The organism is Stutzerimonas xanthomarina DSM 18231, from assembly GCF_900129835.1.
GTDB lineage: Bacteria > Pseudomonadota > Gammaproteobacteria > Pseudomonadales > Pseudomonadaceae > Stutzerimonas > Stutzerimonas xanthomarina.
Genome location: NZ_FQXA01000003.1, coordinates 352,076 through 367,521 on the forward strand (window position 1 = coordinate 352,076; position 15,446 = coordinate 367,521).

General features: G+C 61.5%; 12 protein-coding genes. 5 read left to right on the top strand and 7 right to left on the bottom strand.

Translation table 11 applies throughout. The annotated features are described in order from the left end of the window. Nucleotides 1-178: 178 nt before the first annotated feature. A complete protein-coding gene (locus BUE09_RS09660) occupies nt 179-1,630 on the bottom strand; it encodes a glyceraldehyde-3-phosphate dehydrogenase (RefSeq protein ID WP_073300785.1) in 1,452 nt (483 codons plus the stop codon). Between the two features lie 159 nt (nt 1,631-1,789). On the opposite strand from BUE09_RS09660, the gene mfd reads away from it, so the two are divergent. From mfd to BUE09_RS09675, 3 genes are read left to right on the top strand one after another with little or no spacing between them, the layout of a single operon-like run. Beyond that, the gene (gene mfd / locus BUE09_RS09665) at nt 1,790-5,236 is read left to right on the top strand and encodes a transcription-repair coupling factor (RefSeq protein WP_073300786.1); all 3,447 of its coding nucleotides are present in this window, start codon (nt 1,790-1,792) and stop codon (nt 5,234-5,236) included. Between the two features lie 39 nt (nt 5,237-5,275). Continuing rightward, entirely contained in the window at nt 5,276-8,560 is a 3,285-nt protein-coding gene (locus BUE09_RS09670) for a DEAD/DEAH box helicase (protein WP_231975576.1), read from the top strand. Nucleotides 8,561-8,570: 10 nt separating this feature from the next. After that, complete coding sequence (locus BUE09_RS09675) at nt 8,571-9,056, top strand: GNAT family N-acetyltransferase (protein ID WP_073300787.1); 486 nt, start codon at nt 8,571-8,573, stop codon at nt 9,054-9,056. A 58-nt stretch (nt 9,057-9,114) separates the two neighbouring features. On the opposite strand, the gene wrbA is transcribed toward BUE09_RS09675, so the two are convergent. From wrbA to BUE09_RS09700, 5 genes are all read right to left on the bottom strand, one after another. After that, nucleotides 9,115-9,714: an NAD(P)H:quinone oxidoreductase gene (gene wrbA, locus BUE09_RS09680; protein ID WP_073300788.1), complete on the bottom strand. Its 600-nt coding sequence runs from the start codon at nt 9,712-9,714 to the stop codon at nt 9,115-9,117. A gap of 56 nt (nt 9,715-9,770) precedes the next feature. Beyond that, complete coding sequence (locus BUE09_RS09685) at nt 9,771-10,469, bottom strand: pirin family protein (protein WP_073300789.1); 699 nt, start codon at nt 10,467-10,469, stop codon at nt 9,771-9,773. 151 nt (nt 10,470-10,620) lie between these two features. Further along, a complete protein-coding gene (locus BUE09_RS09690) occupies nt 10,621-11,496 on the bottom strand; it encodes an alpha/beta fold hydrolase (RefSeq protein WP_073300790.1) in 876 nt (291 codons plus the stop codon). Between the two features lie 79 nt (nt 11,497-11,575). After that, entirely contained in the window at nt 11,576-12,286 is a 711-nt protein-coding gene (locus BUE09_RS09695; protein ID WP_073300791.1) for an LrgB family protein, read from the bottom strand. Next, nucleotides 12,283-12,648 carry a CidA/LrgA family protein gene (locus tag BUE09_RS09700; protein WP_073300792.1) on the bottom strand — a complete coding sequence of 122 codons (366 nt, stop codon included), beginning with the start codon at nt 12,646-12,648 and terminating at the stop codon, nt 12,283-12,285. The genes BUE09_RS09695 and BUE09_RS09700 overlap by 4 nt, the downstream gene beginning before the upstream one ends. 229 nt (nt 12,649-12,877) lie before the next feature. On the opposite strand from BUE09_RS09700, the gene BUE09_RS20620 reads away from it, so the two are divergent. Together BUE09_RS20620 and mapR are read left to right on the top strand one after the other, a co-directional pair. After that, nucleotides 12,878-13,012 carry a hypothetical protein gene (locus BUE09_RS20620; protein ID WP_231975575.1) on the top strand — a complete coding sequence of 45 codons (135 nt, stop codon included), beginning with the start codon at nt 12,878-12,880 and terminating at the stop codon, nt 13,010-13,012. 69 nt (nt 13,013-13,081) lie between these two features. Continuing rightward, nucleotides 13,082-14,491 (top strand): GntR family transcriptional regulator MpaR, encoded by a 1,410-nt coding sequence (gene mapR / locus BUE09_RS09710; protein WP_073301027.1) that lies wholly within the window; start codon nt 13,082-13,084, stop codon nt 14,489-14,491. A 57-nt stretch (nt 14,492-14,548) separates the two neighbouring features. On the opposite strand, the gene BUE09_RS09715 is transcribed toward mapR, so the two are convergent. After that, nucleotides 14,549-15,328, bottom strand: coding sequence for a PhzF family phenazine biosynthesis protein (locus BUE09_RS09715; RefSeq protein ID WP_083380811.1), 780 nt, complete (start codon nt 15,326-15,328; stop codon nt 14,549-14,551). Nucleotides 15,329-15,446 lie beyond the last annotated feature (118 nt).

Here is a 15,446-nt window from a genome sequence, read left to right on the forward strand (position 1 = left end):
GGCCACGACCCGCGACTGACCACCCAAGGTCTTCCAATTTTTTGACTCAAGACAAGCGGTCATCCGTAACCGACTATTGACGGTTCGAGTACAGGCTGTCGAGCGCAGCGCCTTATGGGGAACCAAAAAACGAAAACGGGAGCCGAAGCTCCCGTTATTTGCGGCTAAACCTACGTGTTTAGCGCGGGAAGGCAGGCGGATTAACCCCAGCCATGTCTTCCATCACGCGCACCACCTGGCAGCTGTATCCAAACTCGTTGTCATACCAGACATACAGTACGACACGGTTGTCGCTGCAGATCGTTGCCTCGGCATCCACCACGCCGGCGTGACGGGAACCGACGAAATCGCTCGAAACAACCTCCTGCGAATTGACGTAGTCGATCTGCTTCTGCAGATCCGAATGCATGGCCATCTGGCGCAGGTACTCGTTGATCTCTTCGCGGTTCGTGGCCTTTTCCAGGTTCAGGTTGAGGATGGCCATCGAAACGTTAGGCGTCGGAACGCGGATGGCGTTGCCGGTCAGCTTGCCCTTGAGCACCGGCAATGCCTTCGCGGCAGCTGTCGCAGCACCGGTTTCGGTGATGACCATGTTCAATGCGGCACTGCGACCACGACGACTGCCTTTATGGAAGTTGTCGATCAGGTTCTGGTCGTTAGTGTAAGAGTGCACCGTCTCGACGTGACCGTTGACGATGCCGTACTGGTCGTTCACCGCCTTGAGCACCGGCACGATGGCGTTGGTGGTACATGAAGCAGCCGAAACGATCTTGTCGTCATCGGTGATCTCGCCATGGTTGATGCCATGGACAATATTCTTCAGCTCACCTTTGCCTGGCGCTGTCAGCACCACGCGCGCAACACCCGGGCACTTCAGGTGCTGGCTGAGGCCTTCGGCGTCACGCCACTTACCGGTGTTGTCGACCAGCAAGGCGTTCTCGATACCGTACTGGGTGTAATCCACAGAAGACGGGTCGTTTGAGTAGATCACCTGAATCAGGTTGCCGTTGGCGGTGATGGTGTTGTTTTCTGCATCGATATGAATAGTGCCTTCAAACGGACCATGAACCGAGTCGCGTCGCAGCAGGCTGGCGCGCTTGACCAGGTCGTTTTCAGCACCCTTGCGCACGACGATCGCCCGCAGGCGCAGACCATCACCGCCGCCCGTCTTCTCGATCAAAATGCGGGCGAGCAAGCGACCAATCCGGCCGAAGCCATAGAGCACGACGTCGGTGCCCTTATGGACGCCGGTGGTGTTGCGCTTGCCAGCAACTTCAGCGAGTTCGTCACGCACGAACTGATCAAGGCTGCGGCCGTTGCCCTCGGCCTTGAACTTCGCCACGACTTTACCCAGATCCACCGAAGCGGCGCCAAGGTCCATCTGGCTCATGGTCGTGAGGATCTGATGGGTTTCGTTGACGGACAGCTCGGCTTCGTCAGCCTGACGGTGACGAGCGAAACGATGCGCCTTGAGCAGAGCGATGACCGAACGGTTGATCAACCCACGGCCGTAGATGGAAGTCACCACGTTGTTGTTACGATACAGCTGACCAATCAGCGGAATCATCGCTTCGGCGAGGGCTTCTCGATCAATCCATTCACCAAGACACTGGTCGGGCTTCTGAGTCACGGGCAGTTCCTTCCAACATGTAGGGGCTGAGAAAAAGGGCTACATTATGCCGCCGCACCCTAGCGCCGGCAATCTGTGCAGCCGAAACACTGACAGCGTCCCGCGCGGATAGTTACAATCCGGGCGGTCCATTTTTATCGACCGGAGCCACGCCCACTCGTGTCCGTATTGCGCCTTCCGCCCATGCCTGCCGCCAGCGGCAAGCAAACCTGGGGCAACCTTCCTGGTGCCGCGCTGAGCCTGGCCATTGCCGAAGCAGCCAGCAACGCAGATCGATTCACTCTCCTTCTTACCGCCGACAGCCAAAGCGCCGAGCGACTGCAGGAAGAGCTTGCGTTCTTCGCGCCCGAGCTTCCGGTTCTGCATTTCCCGGACTGGGAAACGCTGCCGTACGACGTGTTTTCCCCGCACCAGGACATCATCTCCCAGCGGATCGCAGCGCTCTATCAACTGCCAGAGCTGACGCACGGCGTTCTGGTAGTTCCCATTACCACAGCGCTACACAAACTGGCCCCGAAGCGGTTTTTGCTCGGTTCCAGTCTGGTGCTGGATGTCGGCCAGAAGCTCGATGTCGAGCAAATGCGGGCGCGCCTCGAAGCGGCTGGCTACCGCTGCGTCGATACGGTCTACGAACATGGCGAATTCGCCGTTCGTGGCGCGCTGATCGACCTGTTCCCGATGGGCAGCCCCCTGCCCTACCGCATCGATCTGTTCGATGACGAGATCGAAACACTGCGCACTTTCGATCCTGAAAACCAGCGCTCGATTGATAAGGTCGAGTCGATTCGCCTGTTGCCGGCGCGCGAGTTTCCGCTGAAGAAAGAATCGGTCACCGGCTTCCGTGCGCGGTTCCGTGAGCGTTTCGATGTGGACTTCCGGCGCTGCCCGGTCTACCAGGATCTGTCCACCGGCATCACACCGGCCGGGATCGAGTACTACCTGCCGCTTTTTTTCGATGAGACCTCGACGTTATTCGACTATCTGCCGGAGGACACTCAAGTGTTCTCGTTGCCGGGGATTGAGCAAGCGGCCGAGCACTTCTGGAAAGACGTGCGCAACCGGTACGAGGAACGCCGAGTCGATCCCGAGCGGCCGCTGCTTCCCCCCGTCGAATTGTTCATGCCGGTAGAAGATTGCTTCGCCCACCTAAAGTCCTGGCCGCGCGTTGTTGCGAGCCAGGACGATGTGGAAACCGGCATTGGCCGCGAGCGTTTCCCGGCCAGCCGATTCCCCGAACTGGCCATTGACGCCAAGGCCAGCGAGCCGTTGGGTGCGCTGCGCCGCTTCCTCGAGGAATTTCCGGGCCGCGTGCTGTTCACCGCCGAATCTGCAGGGCGTCGCGAAGTGCTGCTGGAACTGCTGGCGCGGCTAAAGTTGCGTCCCCAGGAAGTCGCTGGCTGGTCACAGTTCGTCGAAAGCAACGAGCGTCTGGCCATTGCCATCGCCCCGCTGGATGACGGATTACTGCTGCAAGAACCTGCCCTGGCATTGATTGCTGAAAGCCCGCTGTTCGGGCAGCGGATCATGCAGCGCCGGCGACGCGAGAAAGGCCGCGATGCTGGCGAGAACGTCATCAAGAACCTCACCGAACTGCGTGAGGGCTCACCGGTGGTACACATCGACCATGGTGTCGGTCGCTATCAAGGGCTGGTCACCCTGGAAATCGAAGGCCAGGCCGCTGAATTCCTCATGCTGCAGTACGCCGAGGAAGCCAAGCTCTACGTGCCGGTATCCAGCCTGCATCTGATTGCGCGCTACACCGGCAGCGACGACGCACTGGCGCCGTTGCACCGGCTGGGTTCGGAAACCTGGCAGAAGGCCAAACGCAAGGCCGCTGAGCAGGTCCGCGATGTCGCCGCCGAGTTGCTCGACATCTACGCCCGCCGCGCCGCACGGGAAGGCTACGCCTTCGAAGACCCACAACTCGATTACGAAACCTTCAGCGCCGGTTTCCCGTTCGAAGAAACGCCCGACCAGCAAGCCGCGATCGAAGCGGTACGCAACGACATGCTCGCACCCAAGCCGATGGACCGGCTGATCTGCGGCGACGTCGGTTTCGGCAAGACCGAAGTGGCCATGCGCGCGGCGTTCATCGCCGTTCACAGCGGTCGCCAAGTGGCGGTACTGGTTCCGACAACCTTGCTTGCCCAGCAGCACTACAACAGCTTCCGCGACCGTTTCGCCGATTGGCCGGTACGTGTCGAAGTGATGAGCCGTTTCAAGTCCACCAAGGAAATCCAAAGCGCGGTGCAGGAACTGGCCGAAGGCAAGGTCGACATCCTCATCGGCACGCACAAACTGCTGCAGGACGACGTCAAGTTCACCAACCTGGGACTGGTCATCATCGACGAAGAGCACCGCTTCGGGGTGCGTCAGAAGGAACAGCTCAAAGCGCTGCGCAGCGAGGTGGACATTCTCACCCTCACCGCCACACCGATTCCGCGCACCCTGAACATGGCGGTCGCCGGTATGCGCGACCTGTCCATCATCGCCACACCGCCAGCACGACGGCTGTCGGTGCGCACCTTCGTCATGGAGCAACAAAACTCGGTCATCAAGGAGGCGTTGCTGCGTGAGCTATTGCGCGGCGGTCAGGTCTATTACCTGCACAACGACGTCAAGACCATCGAAAAGTGTGCGGCTGATCTTGCCGAGCTGGTGCCCGAAGCGCGCATCGGCGTCGGCCACGGCCAGATGCGCGAACGCGAACTCGAACAGGTGATGGGCGACTTCTATCACAAGCGTTTCAACGTCCTGATCGCCTCGACCATCATCGAGACCGGTATCGACGTGCCCAGCGCCAACACCATCATCATCGAACGTGCCGACAAGTTCGGCCTCGCTCAGCTGCACCAGCTGCGCGGTCGAGTCGGACGCAGCCACCACCAGGCCTACGCCTATCTGCTGACCCCGCCGCGCAAGGCCATGACCCCCGACGCCGAGAAGCGTCTCGAAGCCATCGCCAACGCACAGGACCTGGGAGCGGGCTTCGTCCTGGCCACCCACGACCTGGAAATTCGCGGCGCCGGCGAGCTGCTTGGCGACGGCCAGAGCGGGCAGATTCAGGCGGTCGGATTCACGCTTTATATGGAAATGCTCGAACGCGCAGTCAAATCCATACAGAAGGGTGAGCAACCGAACCTCGATCAGCCGCTGGGTGGCGGACCAGAAATCAATCTGCGCGTACCGGCGCTGATCCCAGAAGACTATCTACCGGATGTGCACGCTCGCCTGATTCTCTACAAGCGTATCGCCAACGCCGCCGACGAGAATGGTTTGCGCGAACTACAGGTGGAGATGATCGACCGCTTCGGTCTGCTGCCTGAACCTGCCAAGCATTTGGTCAGACTGACCCTGCTTAAGCTGCAGGCCGCCAGCCTCGGCATCACCAAGATCGACGCCGGGCCTCAAGGAGGACGTATCGAGTTCGCTGCGGATACAAGCGTCGACCCGATGGTGCTGATCAAACTGATCCAGAGCCAGCCCAACCGCTACAAGTTCGAAGGCGCCACGATGTTCAAGTTTCAGGTGCCGATGGAGCGTGCCGAAGAGCGCTTCAACACGCTTGAGGCATTGCTCGAACGTTTGTCCGCGGAAAAGCCGTAACGATGCCGAAGACGCCTGTACTCACCACCCGATCCACCGATGCAGGGTGACTTTCTCCCCAACCTGCCCGCTGCCTGGCGATTACCGTTTTCCGAAAACGCAATCGCCAGGGGCCAGCAGTACGCAGCGGAGAACCGCATCAGGATCGTCCGTGAGGATTTACGGTATGTCGAGGCGACCTGCCGCGGTTCAGCTGGCAGCGTCTATCGTCAGTCACTGGAGTTATCCCGCGACGGCCGGCTCAGCTGCATCTGCAGCTGCCCGGTTGGCCTCAACTGCAAGCATTGCGTAGCCCTGATAGCGTCCCTCGAAGCGCAAGCCGAGCGCTTGCCCGCCAAGCAGAGCGAGCAGTCCGGTGAGCGCTTCCCTGACCGGCTGGAACAATGGCTATCGCAGCTCCCGCAGGCGCTAGGTGACAACCTGCAAACCGGCCAAGGCTGGTGTCTGCACTATCTGCTATGCCCTGACTTCTCCGTGGAGGTCTACAAGGTGCGTCAACACAAAGACGGCACCTGGGGCGAGCGGCAGCCCTACTATGGATTGCGTGAAGCCAGCTTTCGCAAGCCGACCTTCATGCAGCCGCTGGATTTGCGCATTGCCGCACTGGTAACGCTGGGCCGCACATCAGGCAATGGTTTCAAGCCCAACGGCGAGAACGGCGGCGAAATCCTGCGTTTGATTCTCGAGAGCGGTCGCGCCTTTCTCAGCTGGGATCAGCCCGCACTGCAGCCCGGCCGGCCCCGGCAGGCACGCTTCAACTGGAACGAGCTAACCGACGGGGGTTTCCAGCCTGGACTGGACATGGCCGAGCCCCGTGGCGAACTGCTTACGGCTGTGGACCCGCTGTATTACATCGACAGGGCCCGGAACGAAATGGGCATGGTCGATCACGGTCTGCCTATGCCACTGGCTCGGCACCTCCTCGACGCACCCTCGGTTCCATCCGCCCAGGCCGCCCTGTTCAGCTTGACGCTGCATGAAATCGCCCCGCAGCTGCCGGCCCCCGCCAAGCCTGAAGAACATCAGGTCGATGACCTGCTTCCACTGCCCCACCTGAGCCTCGGCAGCCATCAGTCTGTCAACTACCAGCTCAGCAGCGGACGCATGGTGAGCGAGCACCAGCATCGTGCCGGGCTGACTTTCCTCTACGGCCACACCCAGGTCCACGGCAAAGCCAAGCCCGGCCAACGCGTACGTCAGACCGAAGGCGCTCGCGTGTTGAGCATCGCCCGCCGGCCGGACGCGGAACAGGCGCTGCGTCAGCAGTTGCAACAACTGGGTTTTCGCCCAGCGCTGCGCCAGAGTCAGGCGTTGCCGAAGGATTCGGCCGAGATGTTCGAGCTGCCGAGCGAGGCAGCCTGGCTCAATTTCACCCAAACCCAACTGGCCCCGCTGCGCGAGCAAGGCTGGCAGATCGTCATGCAGCCCGGCTTCGCCTACGATCTGACGGCGATTGATGCCTGGTACGTCGACGTCGAAGAGCCGCCCGAGCACAGCTGGTTCGACCTGGAACTCGGCATCATCGTCGAGGGCGAGCGGATCAGCCTGTTGCCGGTCCTGCTCAGCCTGATCAAACGCAACCCCGCTCTGCTTTCCGCTCAGGCGCTGGCGCAACGCAGCGACGACGAGACCCTGCGCGTACAACTTGACCGGCGCCGTGACGATGATGAGCAGCCGTTACAGGTATTGCTGCCATTTGGTCGCTTGAAGCCCATCCTTGCGACGCTTTCCGAGCTTTATCTGCTGGAACAGCCAAACGGCGAACACCTGCGACTTGAGCGAACCGATGCGGCCCGGCTGGCTGGGCTCGATTCGCTCCCACTGCAATGGCATGGCGGCGAGCATTTACGGGATTTCGCCCACCGACTGCGCGATTACCGCAAACAAGACATCAGCCCACCGCGGGACCTGAATGCAACACTGCGCCCCTATCAGCTGGACGGCCTGCGCTGGATGCAAACGCTACGGGCCCTCGAGGTCGGCGGCATTCTGGGCGACGATATGGGCCTGGGTAAAACCTTGCAGACCCTCGCTCACCTGTTACTGGAGAAGCAAGCGGGCAAGCTGGACCGACCCTCTCTTGTGGTGATGCCCACTACCCTCATCCCCAATTGGCAGGATGAAGCGGCCCGCTTCGCGCCATCGCTGAAAGTGGCGACCCTGCACGGGACGACGCGTCGACAGCTCTACCAGCACCTGACCGACTACGATCTGCTGCTCACCACCTACGCGCTGCTGCCCAGAGACATCGACCTGCTCGCTGATGTCCCGCTGCATGTGCTGCTGCTCGACGAGGCCCAGAACATCAAGAACGCCAGCAGCAAGGCGGCGCAAGCTGCCGGACGTCTGGACGCCCGCCAGCGCCTCTGCCTCACCGGCACGCCGTTGGAAAATCATCTGGGCGAGCTCTGGTCGCTGTTTCATTTCCTCATGCCCGGTTGGCTCGGCGATACCAAGCAATTCACCCGGGATTACCGCACGCCTATCGAGAAACACGGCGACGCCGACCGGCTCGAGCACCTCACCAAGCGGATAAAACCTTTCCTGCTCAGGCGACGCAAAGAACAGGTCGCGCAGGAGTTACCGCCCAAAAACGAGATCTTGCACTGGGTCGAGCTCAGCCCGGCTCAGCGCGACCTGTACGAAACCGTGCGACTGGCGATGGACAGCAAAGTCCGCGAGGAGATCGACCGCAAAGGCCTGGCGCGTAGTCAGATCGTCATCCTCGATGCACTGCTCAAGCTGCGTCAGGTGTGCTGCGATCTCCGCCTGGTCAAGGGAGACGTCACCCGGCCAGTCCGGGGCGGCACCTCTGGCAAACTCGACAGCCTGATGGAGATGCTGACCGAGCTACTCGCCGAAGGCCGACGAATCCTGCTGTTTTCACAGTTCACCTCGATGCTCTCGCTGATTGAAGAAGAGCTGCAGAGCCGCACCATCGACTATGTACAGATCACCGGCGAAACCAAGGATCGGCGCACTCCCGTCAAGCGGTTCCAGAATGGGGAAGTCCCGCTGTTTCTGATCAGCCTCAAGGCTGGCGGCACCGGCCTGAACCTGACGGCTGCCGACACCGTGATCCATTACGACCCCTGGTGGAACCCGGCCGCGGAGAACCAGGCCACCGACCGCGCGCACCGCATCGGCCAGAGCAAGCCGGTATTCGTCTACAAGCTGATCGCTCGCGCTACCGTCGAAGAAAAGATCCAGCAACTGCAGCAACGCAAAGCCGAACTGGCCGCAGGCGTGCTGGATGCCGGTGATCAAGGCGGCTGGCAACTGGAGCCGAGTGATATCGAGGCACTGTTCGCGCCGCTGCCCTAGGAGGATGGATATGCGCCGACTGGTCGTCCCAGCCGATTACGATCGCGTCTACGACATCTACATGCACGAATCAGTGGTGCCCTTCCTCGGCTTCGATCCGATGCCGCGCATGGCGTTCGGCAAAGTGTTCGACCCGTTGTTCGAGAGTGGCTGTTTCTACGTATACGAAGTCGATGGCGAAGTAACGGGCTTCTACAAGGCGCAGCGGCACGTCGGTCGTACTGCCCATGTCGCCTACCTTGGAACCTTGGCCGTGGCGCCGGAAGCTCAAGGCCGAGGTATCGCCATGGGAATGATGCAGGATGCCCTTGCGCGGCTGTGGCGAGCAGGCATTACCCGCATCGAGCTGACGGTTGAGGCGGATAATCACCGCGCCATCGCGTTTTATGAACACTTGGGCTTCGTTCACGAAGGCACTCAGCGGGCGGCTTACAAACGTGCCAGCGACACCGGCTATGTGGACGAGCTGATGTACGGGTTGCTGCGAAGCGACTGATTGTGCGGGTGGCCGCGGTGCCGGGCGAGCCAAGCCGCCTCGGCACCTCTGCAGTCGATCAGCCTTTCAGCTTCACCGTGGTCTGGGCCACCAGTTCACCCTGGTAACGGGCAATGGTCAGTTCCTTGTTCGAAGGCTGACGCGAGCCATCGCCGCCAGCGATGGTCGAAGCGCCGTAAGGCGTTCCACCGTTCATTTCGGAGATATCGAAGAACTCGCCGATACCGTAGCCGGTCGGCACGATAATCATTCCGTGGTGCGCCAGAGTGGTCCAGGTCGAAGTAATGGTCATCTCCTGACCGCCGCCGGTGCCGGTCGAAGTAAATACGCTGGCAACCTTGCCGTGCAGCGCGCCCTTGGCCCAGAGCCCACCGGTCTGATCGAGGAAGGTACGCATTTGCCCGGACATGTTGCCGAAGCGAGTCGGCGTACCAAAGATGATCGCGTCGTAATCGGCCAGCTCTGCCGGATTGGCAACTGGCGCCTGCTGGTCGACCTTGCCGCCGGCATTCTTGAAAGCCTCTTGCGGCATGGTTTCCGGCACGCGCTTGATGGTCACTTCAGCGCCTTCGACACGACGCGCACCTTCAGCCACGGCATTGGCCATGGTTTCGATGTGGCCATACATTGAGTGATACAGCACGAGAATCTTCGCCATTTTCAGTTTCCTCTTCCTGGGTTGTGTTCCGGTTTGAGTAGTGGAAGTCGATACGTTCAGCGAACGTCGATCAGCACGATTTCACTGTCTTCCAACGCCTTGATGCTCAGCCGCTTCTCATCTTGCACAGCGACCCCGTCACCCGCCGCCGCAATTCGCTCCCCGACCTCGATACGTCCGCTGGCAGGCACCATATAGACCTTCCGGTCCGGGCCAATCTGGTATTCGGCAACCTGACCGGCCGAAAGTGTCGCCGCAACCAGGCGGGCGTCGGCTCGAATGGACAAGGCATCGCCGTCCTCTGCCATCCCGCTGGCCAAAGTGACGAAGCTGCCGGCGCGCTCACCGGCCGGGAAAGGCCGGGTGCCCCAGGCAGGCGGCGAGCCGGACTGATCCGGGTAGATCCATATCTGGAAAATCTCGGTGGTCTCGTCTTCCAGGTTGTATTCGCTGTGGGTGATGCCGGTGCCGGCGCTCATCACCTGGACGTCGCCCGCCACGGTCCGGCCGCGGTTGCCGAGGCTGTCCTCATGGGTGATCGCGCCTTTGCGCACGTAGGTGATGATTTCCATGTCGCGATGCGGATGGCTCGGGAAGCCGGAATGCGGTGCGATGCTGTCGTCATTCCAGACCCGCAAGTGCCCCCAGTGCATGCGGGCCGGGTCGTGGTATTCGGCGAAGGAAAAGTGATGACGGGTATCCAACCAACCATGCTGGGCGCTGCCGAGCTCGGCGCGTGGACGAATGTCGATCATTTGAGAGACCTCTAAACGGTGGCCGACTCGGCGACAGGCGCGCCGAGTGACGGAATGAGGTGATCTTCTATTGAATCGCCGGGTGCATGGTTGGATTTTTCTGTACGAACCTATCGCTATGATCGATATATCCGACTCGCGATGGCCGACCTCAGGCGAGAAACGCCAGCACTTCTTCCAATAGCAGCTCGGGCACCTCTTCCGGCAGGTAGTGCCCCGCTGGCAGGGCCTTGCCCTGAACGTCTGACGCAACCGCGCGCCATTCCTCAAGCGGATCGAAACAACGCTCGATCACGCCCTTGGCACCCCACAGCACCAGCAACGGCGCGTCGATCATTCGCTTGGCGGCACGGTCTTGGCGGTCATGGTCGAGATCAATGCCGGCGCTGGCCCGATAGTCCTCGCAAAACGCATGAATGGTGCCGGGCAGTTTCATGCATCGCAGGTACTCGGCGAACGCGACCTCGCTGAACGGATGCACATGGTCGGCGCGGGTGGCCACGGCGGTGCGCAGGATAAGTTCGGGGTCAGCCTTGAGCAGCGTTTCCGGCAGCGGCGCCGGACGAATCAGGAAGAACCAGTGCCAATAGGCGCGAGCAAAGGTTTCGTCGGTCTGGCTGTACATCGCCAGGGTCGGCGCGATATCCAGGAGGATAAGCCGCCGCACGGCCTGCGGGTGATCCATGGCCAGCCGATGACTGACCCGCGCCCCGCGGTCGTGGGCAAGAATGTCGAAGTGCTCGAAGCCCAGCGAGCGCATCAGTTCGACCTGATCCCGCGCCATTTCGCGCTTGCTATAGGCGACGTGGTCCTCGCCGCCGTCGGGCTTGCTGCTATCGCCGTAACCGCGCAGGTCGGCCGCCACGACTGTAAAGCGCTGAGCCAGCTGATCGGCCACCTTGTGCCAGATTACGTGCGTCTGCGGGTATCCGTGCAGCAAGAGCAGAGGCGGACCGGAGCCGCCCTTGCGATAGTTGATCCGAACGCCGTTGACCTCGCACTCGTTACGCTGGAACTGCTCGAACATGGGACCGCTCCTGAGGGAAGAGCCCTAAGCCTAGGCGTAGCCGGGCCAATCGCAACATCTGCCGGTACAACAAAGACTCTCAGCCCAGGGCCAGCGGCAGGAACAATGCGATCAGAATGCCCAGCAGACTCATCCCCAGCGCCGCGAACGCGCCGCATTCGTCGCCCTCCTCCAGCGCCCTCGCCGTGCCGATGGCGTGCGCGTTGATGCCATAGCTCAAGCCTCGTGCCGCCGGATGATCGACCCCGGCCCAGCCCAGCAACAGCGGCCCAAGCGCGGTGCCGATGACCCCGGTGAGCATGACGAATACCGCTGCCAGAGACGCCAGGCCACCCAGCTGTTCAGCCACCAACATCGCGATCGGCATGGTCGCTGCCTTGGGCGAGAGGCTCATCAGCACCGGCAGATCCGCGCCCAGCGCGCCGGCGATCGCCAGGGTCAGCGCAACGCCGAGTACACCACCGGACACCAGCGTGATGAGGATCGGCCAGAACAGCTGCTGGATGCGGCGGATATGGCGGTACAGCGGCACGGCCAGCGCCACGGTCGCCGGGCCGACCAGCACGGCGATCATCGAGGCGTCGGCGCGATAGCTCACATAGTCGATGCCACACAGGTACAGCGTGCCAACCACCAGCAGCATACCGACCATGACCGGTTGCAGCACCAGCCAGCCGCTGCGCCGATAGAGCGTCAGCGCCAGCTGAAACGCAATCAGCGTAAGCCCCACTGAGAACAGCGGGTGATCCAGCGTCATGGTCAAGACGCTGCGCCAGTCGATGCCGCTCATGCCTGATCCTCACGCTGCCGATCCATTCGCCTGATCAGCGTCTGCATCAGCCAACCGCAAAACGGCACGGTTACCACCAGCGACAGGACCAATCCGGCAGCGATGGCAGGCAGGTCATCGAGCAACGCATCGCTGCTGGTCATGATTCCCGCCGCCGGCACGATGAGCAGCAATGGCAGGTACTGCAACAGCAGCGCAGCAGTCTTCTCGATGGATTCGGGAATGCCTCGCCGCAGCAACAACAGCGCAAACAACAACACCATGCCAATGATCGGGCCCGGCAGTGCGGGCAGCAGCGAGAGATGGATGACGCTACCGAGCAATTGCAGCACGACCAGCCAGGTCAGGCCTTTGAGAATCATCAGGGGTCCTTTTAATACGGCGGAACGAAAGAGTAATCATGCAGGGAATGGCTGCCGACAGCACGCCTCAGCGTGACAGCCGGAGACTATCGCCCGCGACCACTGCAGCGAAACAGGTGCAGATTGGCTGAAAAAAAGCGGATCAGATGGCTGACTCCTACTGTGCGAAGGCTCTTACGAGCTACAGGGCCCGCACCAGATCAGTCTGGCCGCAGGCGAGATCGTCGATGTGCCGGTCAGCGTGGCGCTCGTTGACGCCAATGGGGACGCGCACGAGAAGCTGCACTTCTCGGTCACTGACGCGAGCGACCCGGCACGCCAGGTAACCGCCCCGAGTACCTTCAATGCACCAAGGGTTGGGTAGGATGGTGGCAGCGCGCATGCGCCCGCTCAGGCGGCTGACCGATATTGCCCCTTGCTGAAGCAGAACCAGATGAAGCGCTACGAGAAATTTGCTGACGAAATTGCCGAACTGATCCGCTCCGGCGTGCTGGCGCCAGGCGAAAAGCTGCCGTCCGTGCGCCATGCCAGTCGCACCTACGGCGTCAGTCCCTCCACCGTGTTCCAGGCGTACTACCTGCTGGAGGATCGCGGTTTGATTCAGGCCCGGGCGCGCTCGGGCTATTTTGTCCGCGAGCACGCCAGACGCCTGCTTCCCGAGCCGGAGATCAGCCCACGCCTGAGCGAAACCACTGATGTTGACGTTAGCGAACTGGTGTTCTCAGTGCTCGCCTCGCTGCGCGATCCGGACACCGTTCCGTTCGGTTCCGCCTTCCCCAGTCCCGACCTGTTTCCCCTGCGACGCCTGGCCCGCTCCATGGCACAGACCGTGCGCGAGATGCCGGGGCGCGAAGTGATCGCCGAGATGACCACCGGCCACCCTGACCTGCACCGACAGATCGCGCTGCGCTATATGGTCAGCGGCGTCATGCTGCCGTTGGACGAACTGGTAATCACCACTGGCGCCATGGAAGCGTTGAACCTCTGTTTACAGGTGGTCACCGAGCCGGGCGATTTGGTCGCCATCGAAGCGCCCGCGTTCTACGCCACCTTGCAGGTGCTGGAGCGGCTCAAACTCAAAGCTGTGGAAATCCCGGTGCATCCGCGAGACGGAATCGACCTGGGTACCCTGGAAAGCCGCCTGCGCAGCCTGCCGATCAAGGCCTGCTGGTTCATGAGCAGCCTGCAGAATCCGCTCGGTGCGAGCATGTGCGAGGCAAACAAAGAGAACCTCTATGCGCTGCTGCAGCGCCATCAGGTCCCGCTGATCGAAGACGACGTTTACGCCGAGCTGTACTTCAACCAGGAGCCGCCGAAACCGGTCAAGAGCCACGACCGTGACGGATGGGTAATGCACTGCGGCTCTTTTTCCAAAAGCCTGGCGCCGGGTTACCGGATCGGCTGGGTAGCGGGCGGACGCTATGCCGAACAGATCAGCCGCCTCAAGCTGATGACGACGATCTCACCCTCGGTGCCGGCTCAAGCGGCTATCGCCGATTATCTGCAACACGGTGGCTACGATCGCCATTTGCGTAAACTGCGTCATGCGCTGGAACGTCAACAGGGCGAAATGCTTGCCTCCGCCGCGCGCCACTTTCCTGCCAGCACCCGGGTAACGCGGCCCAGCGGCGGCTACTTCCTCTGGTTCGAATTTCCCGAGCGGGTCGATTCGCTGCAATTGTTGCAGCTGGCGCTCGCGCAGGGCATCAGCCTCGCTCCGGGCCCGATCTTTTCAGCCACGCGGCGCTTTCGCAATTGCGCACGCCTGAACTACGGCCATCCCTGGGGCGAGCGCAGCGAAAAAGCAATGGAGCTGCTCGGGCGGATCGTGAAGTCGTTCTAGCGCCCGGTTCGATAGCGGCGCTGCGTGACGCGAGCGCCCCTGTTCCGTCACCGGGAACTACACCTCAATCGTGCCCTGCAAATACAGGACCGCATGCCCGGCGACAAAAACCCGTTCGCCTTCGACCCGGCAGTGCAGCAAACCACTCCGGCTTGAGGCCTGCAGCGCAAGCAACTGCGTCTTGCCCAGCCGTTCGCTCCAGTAAGGCGCAAGGCCTGCATGGATGGAGCCGGTGACCGGGTCTTCGTCGCCGCCGTTGGCCGGCCAGAAATAGCGCGAGACGAAATCCTGCTGGCGACCCGGCGCCGTTGCCACGACATCCAATGGCGCCAACGTTTTCAGTAGCGACAGGTCTGGCGCCAACTGGCGCACCTGATCCTCATCTTCATACACGGCAAACCAGGCCTGACGGTTTCGCAGCACCGCCTGCGGCAAGCTCCGAAGACCGTTGAACAGTTCAACCGGCGGATTCTCGACAGGCTCCGGAGCACGGTTGGGGAAGCTCATCTCCAGCAAGCCATCGTCCAACTCGGCGACGCTGATATCACCTACTGCAGGCGCACGGAAGACCAGCGGAGCCGTCGCCAGCTTCTGTCCCAACAACACGAAGGCGCTGGCCAGAGTGGCGTGCCCGCAGAAGTCGATTTCAGTCAGCGGCGAAAACCAGCGAATGAGAAAAGCGCCGTCGGGCTCACGCACCAGGAAGGCCGTTTCCGACAAGTTGTTCTCCACGGCGATGGCCTGCATCTGTGCGTCGCTCAGCCACTGTTCTAACGGAACCACAGCCGCCGAGTTGCCTTTGAACAGTTCCTGGGTAAACGCATCGACCTGATAGATCGGCAGTTTCATCATCTCTCCCTCGCCCTTGCGCAAGCCCTTCATTAGGTTCGCGAAGTGGAAGAGTGTCGCCGAGCGCAGGCTGATCAGCAAAGGCGATCTACGATGACGGGCCGAT

Coding starts and splice junctions, on each gene's coding strand:
- mapR (WP_073301027.1), top strand. CDS start 13,082: ATGAAGCGCTACGAGAAATTTGCTGACGAAATTGCCGAACTGATCCGC.
- BUE09_RS09685 (WP_073300789.1), bottom strand. CDS start 10,469: ATGATCGACATTCGTCCACGCGCCGAGCTCGGCAGCGCCCAGCATGGT.
- BUE09_RS09670 (WP_231975576.1), top strand. CDS start 5,276: ATGCAGGGTGACTTTCTCCCCAACCTGCCCGCTGCCTGGCGATTACCG.
- wrbA (WP_073300788.1), bottom strand. CDS start 9,714: ATGGCGAAGATTCTCGTGCTGTATCACTCAATGTATGGCCACATCGAA.
- BUE09_RS09690 (WP_073300790.1), bottom strand. CDS start 11,496: ATGTTCGAGCAGTTCCAGCGTAACGAGTGCGAGGTCAACGGCGTTCGG.
- BUE09_RS09695 (WP_073300791.1), bottom strand. CDS start 12,286: ATGAGCGGCATCGACTGGCGCAGCGTCTTGACCATGACGCTGGATCAC.
- BUE09_RS09700 (WP_073300792.1), bottom strand. CDS start 12,648: ATGATTCTCAAAGGCCTGACCTGGCTGGTCGTGCTGCAATTGCTCGGT.
- BUE09_RS09675 (WP_073300787.1), top strand. CDS start 8,571: ATGCGCCGACTGGTCGTCCCAGCCGATTACGATCGCGTCTACGACATC.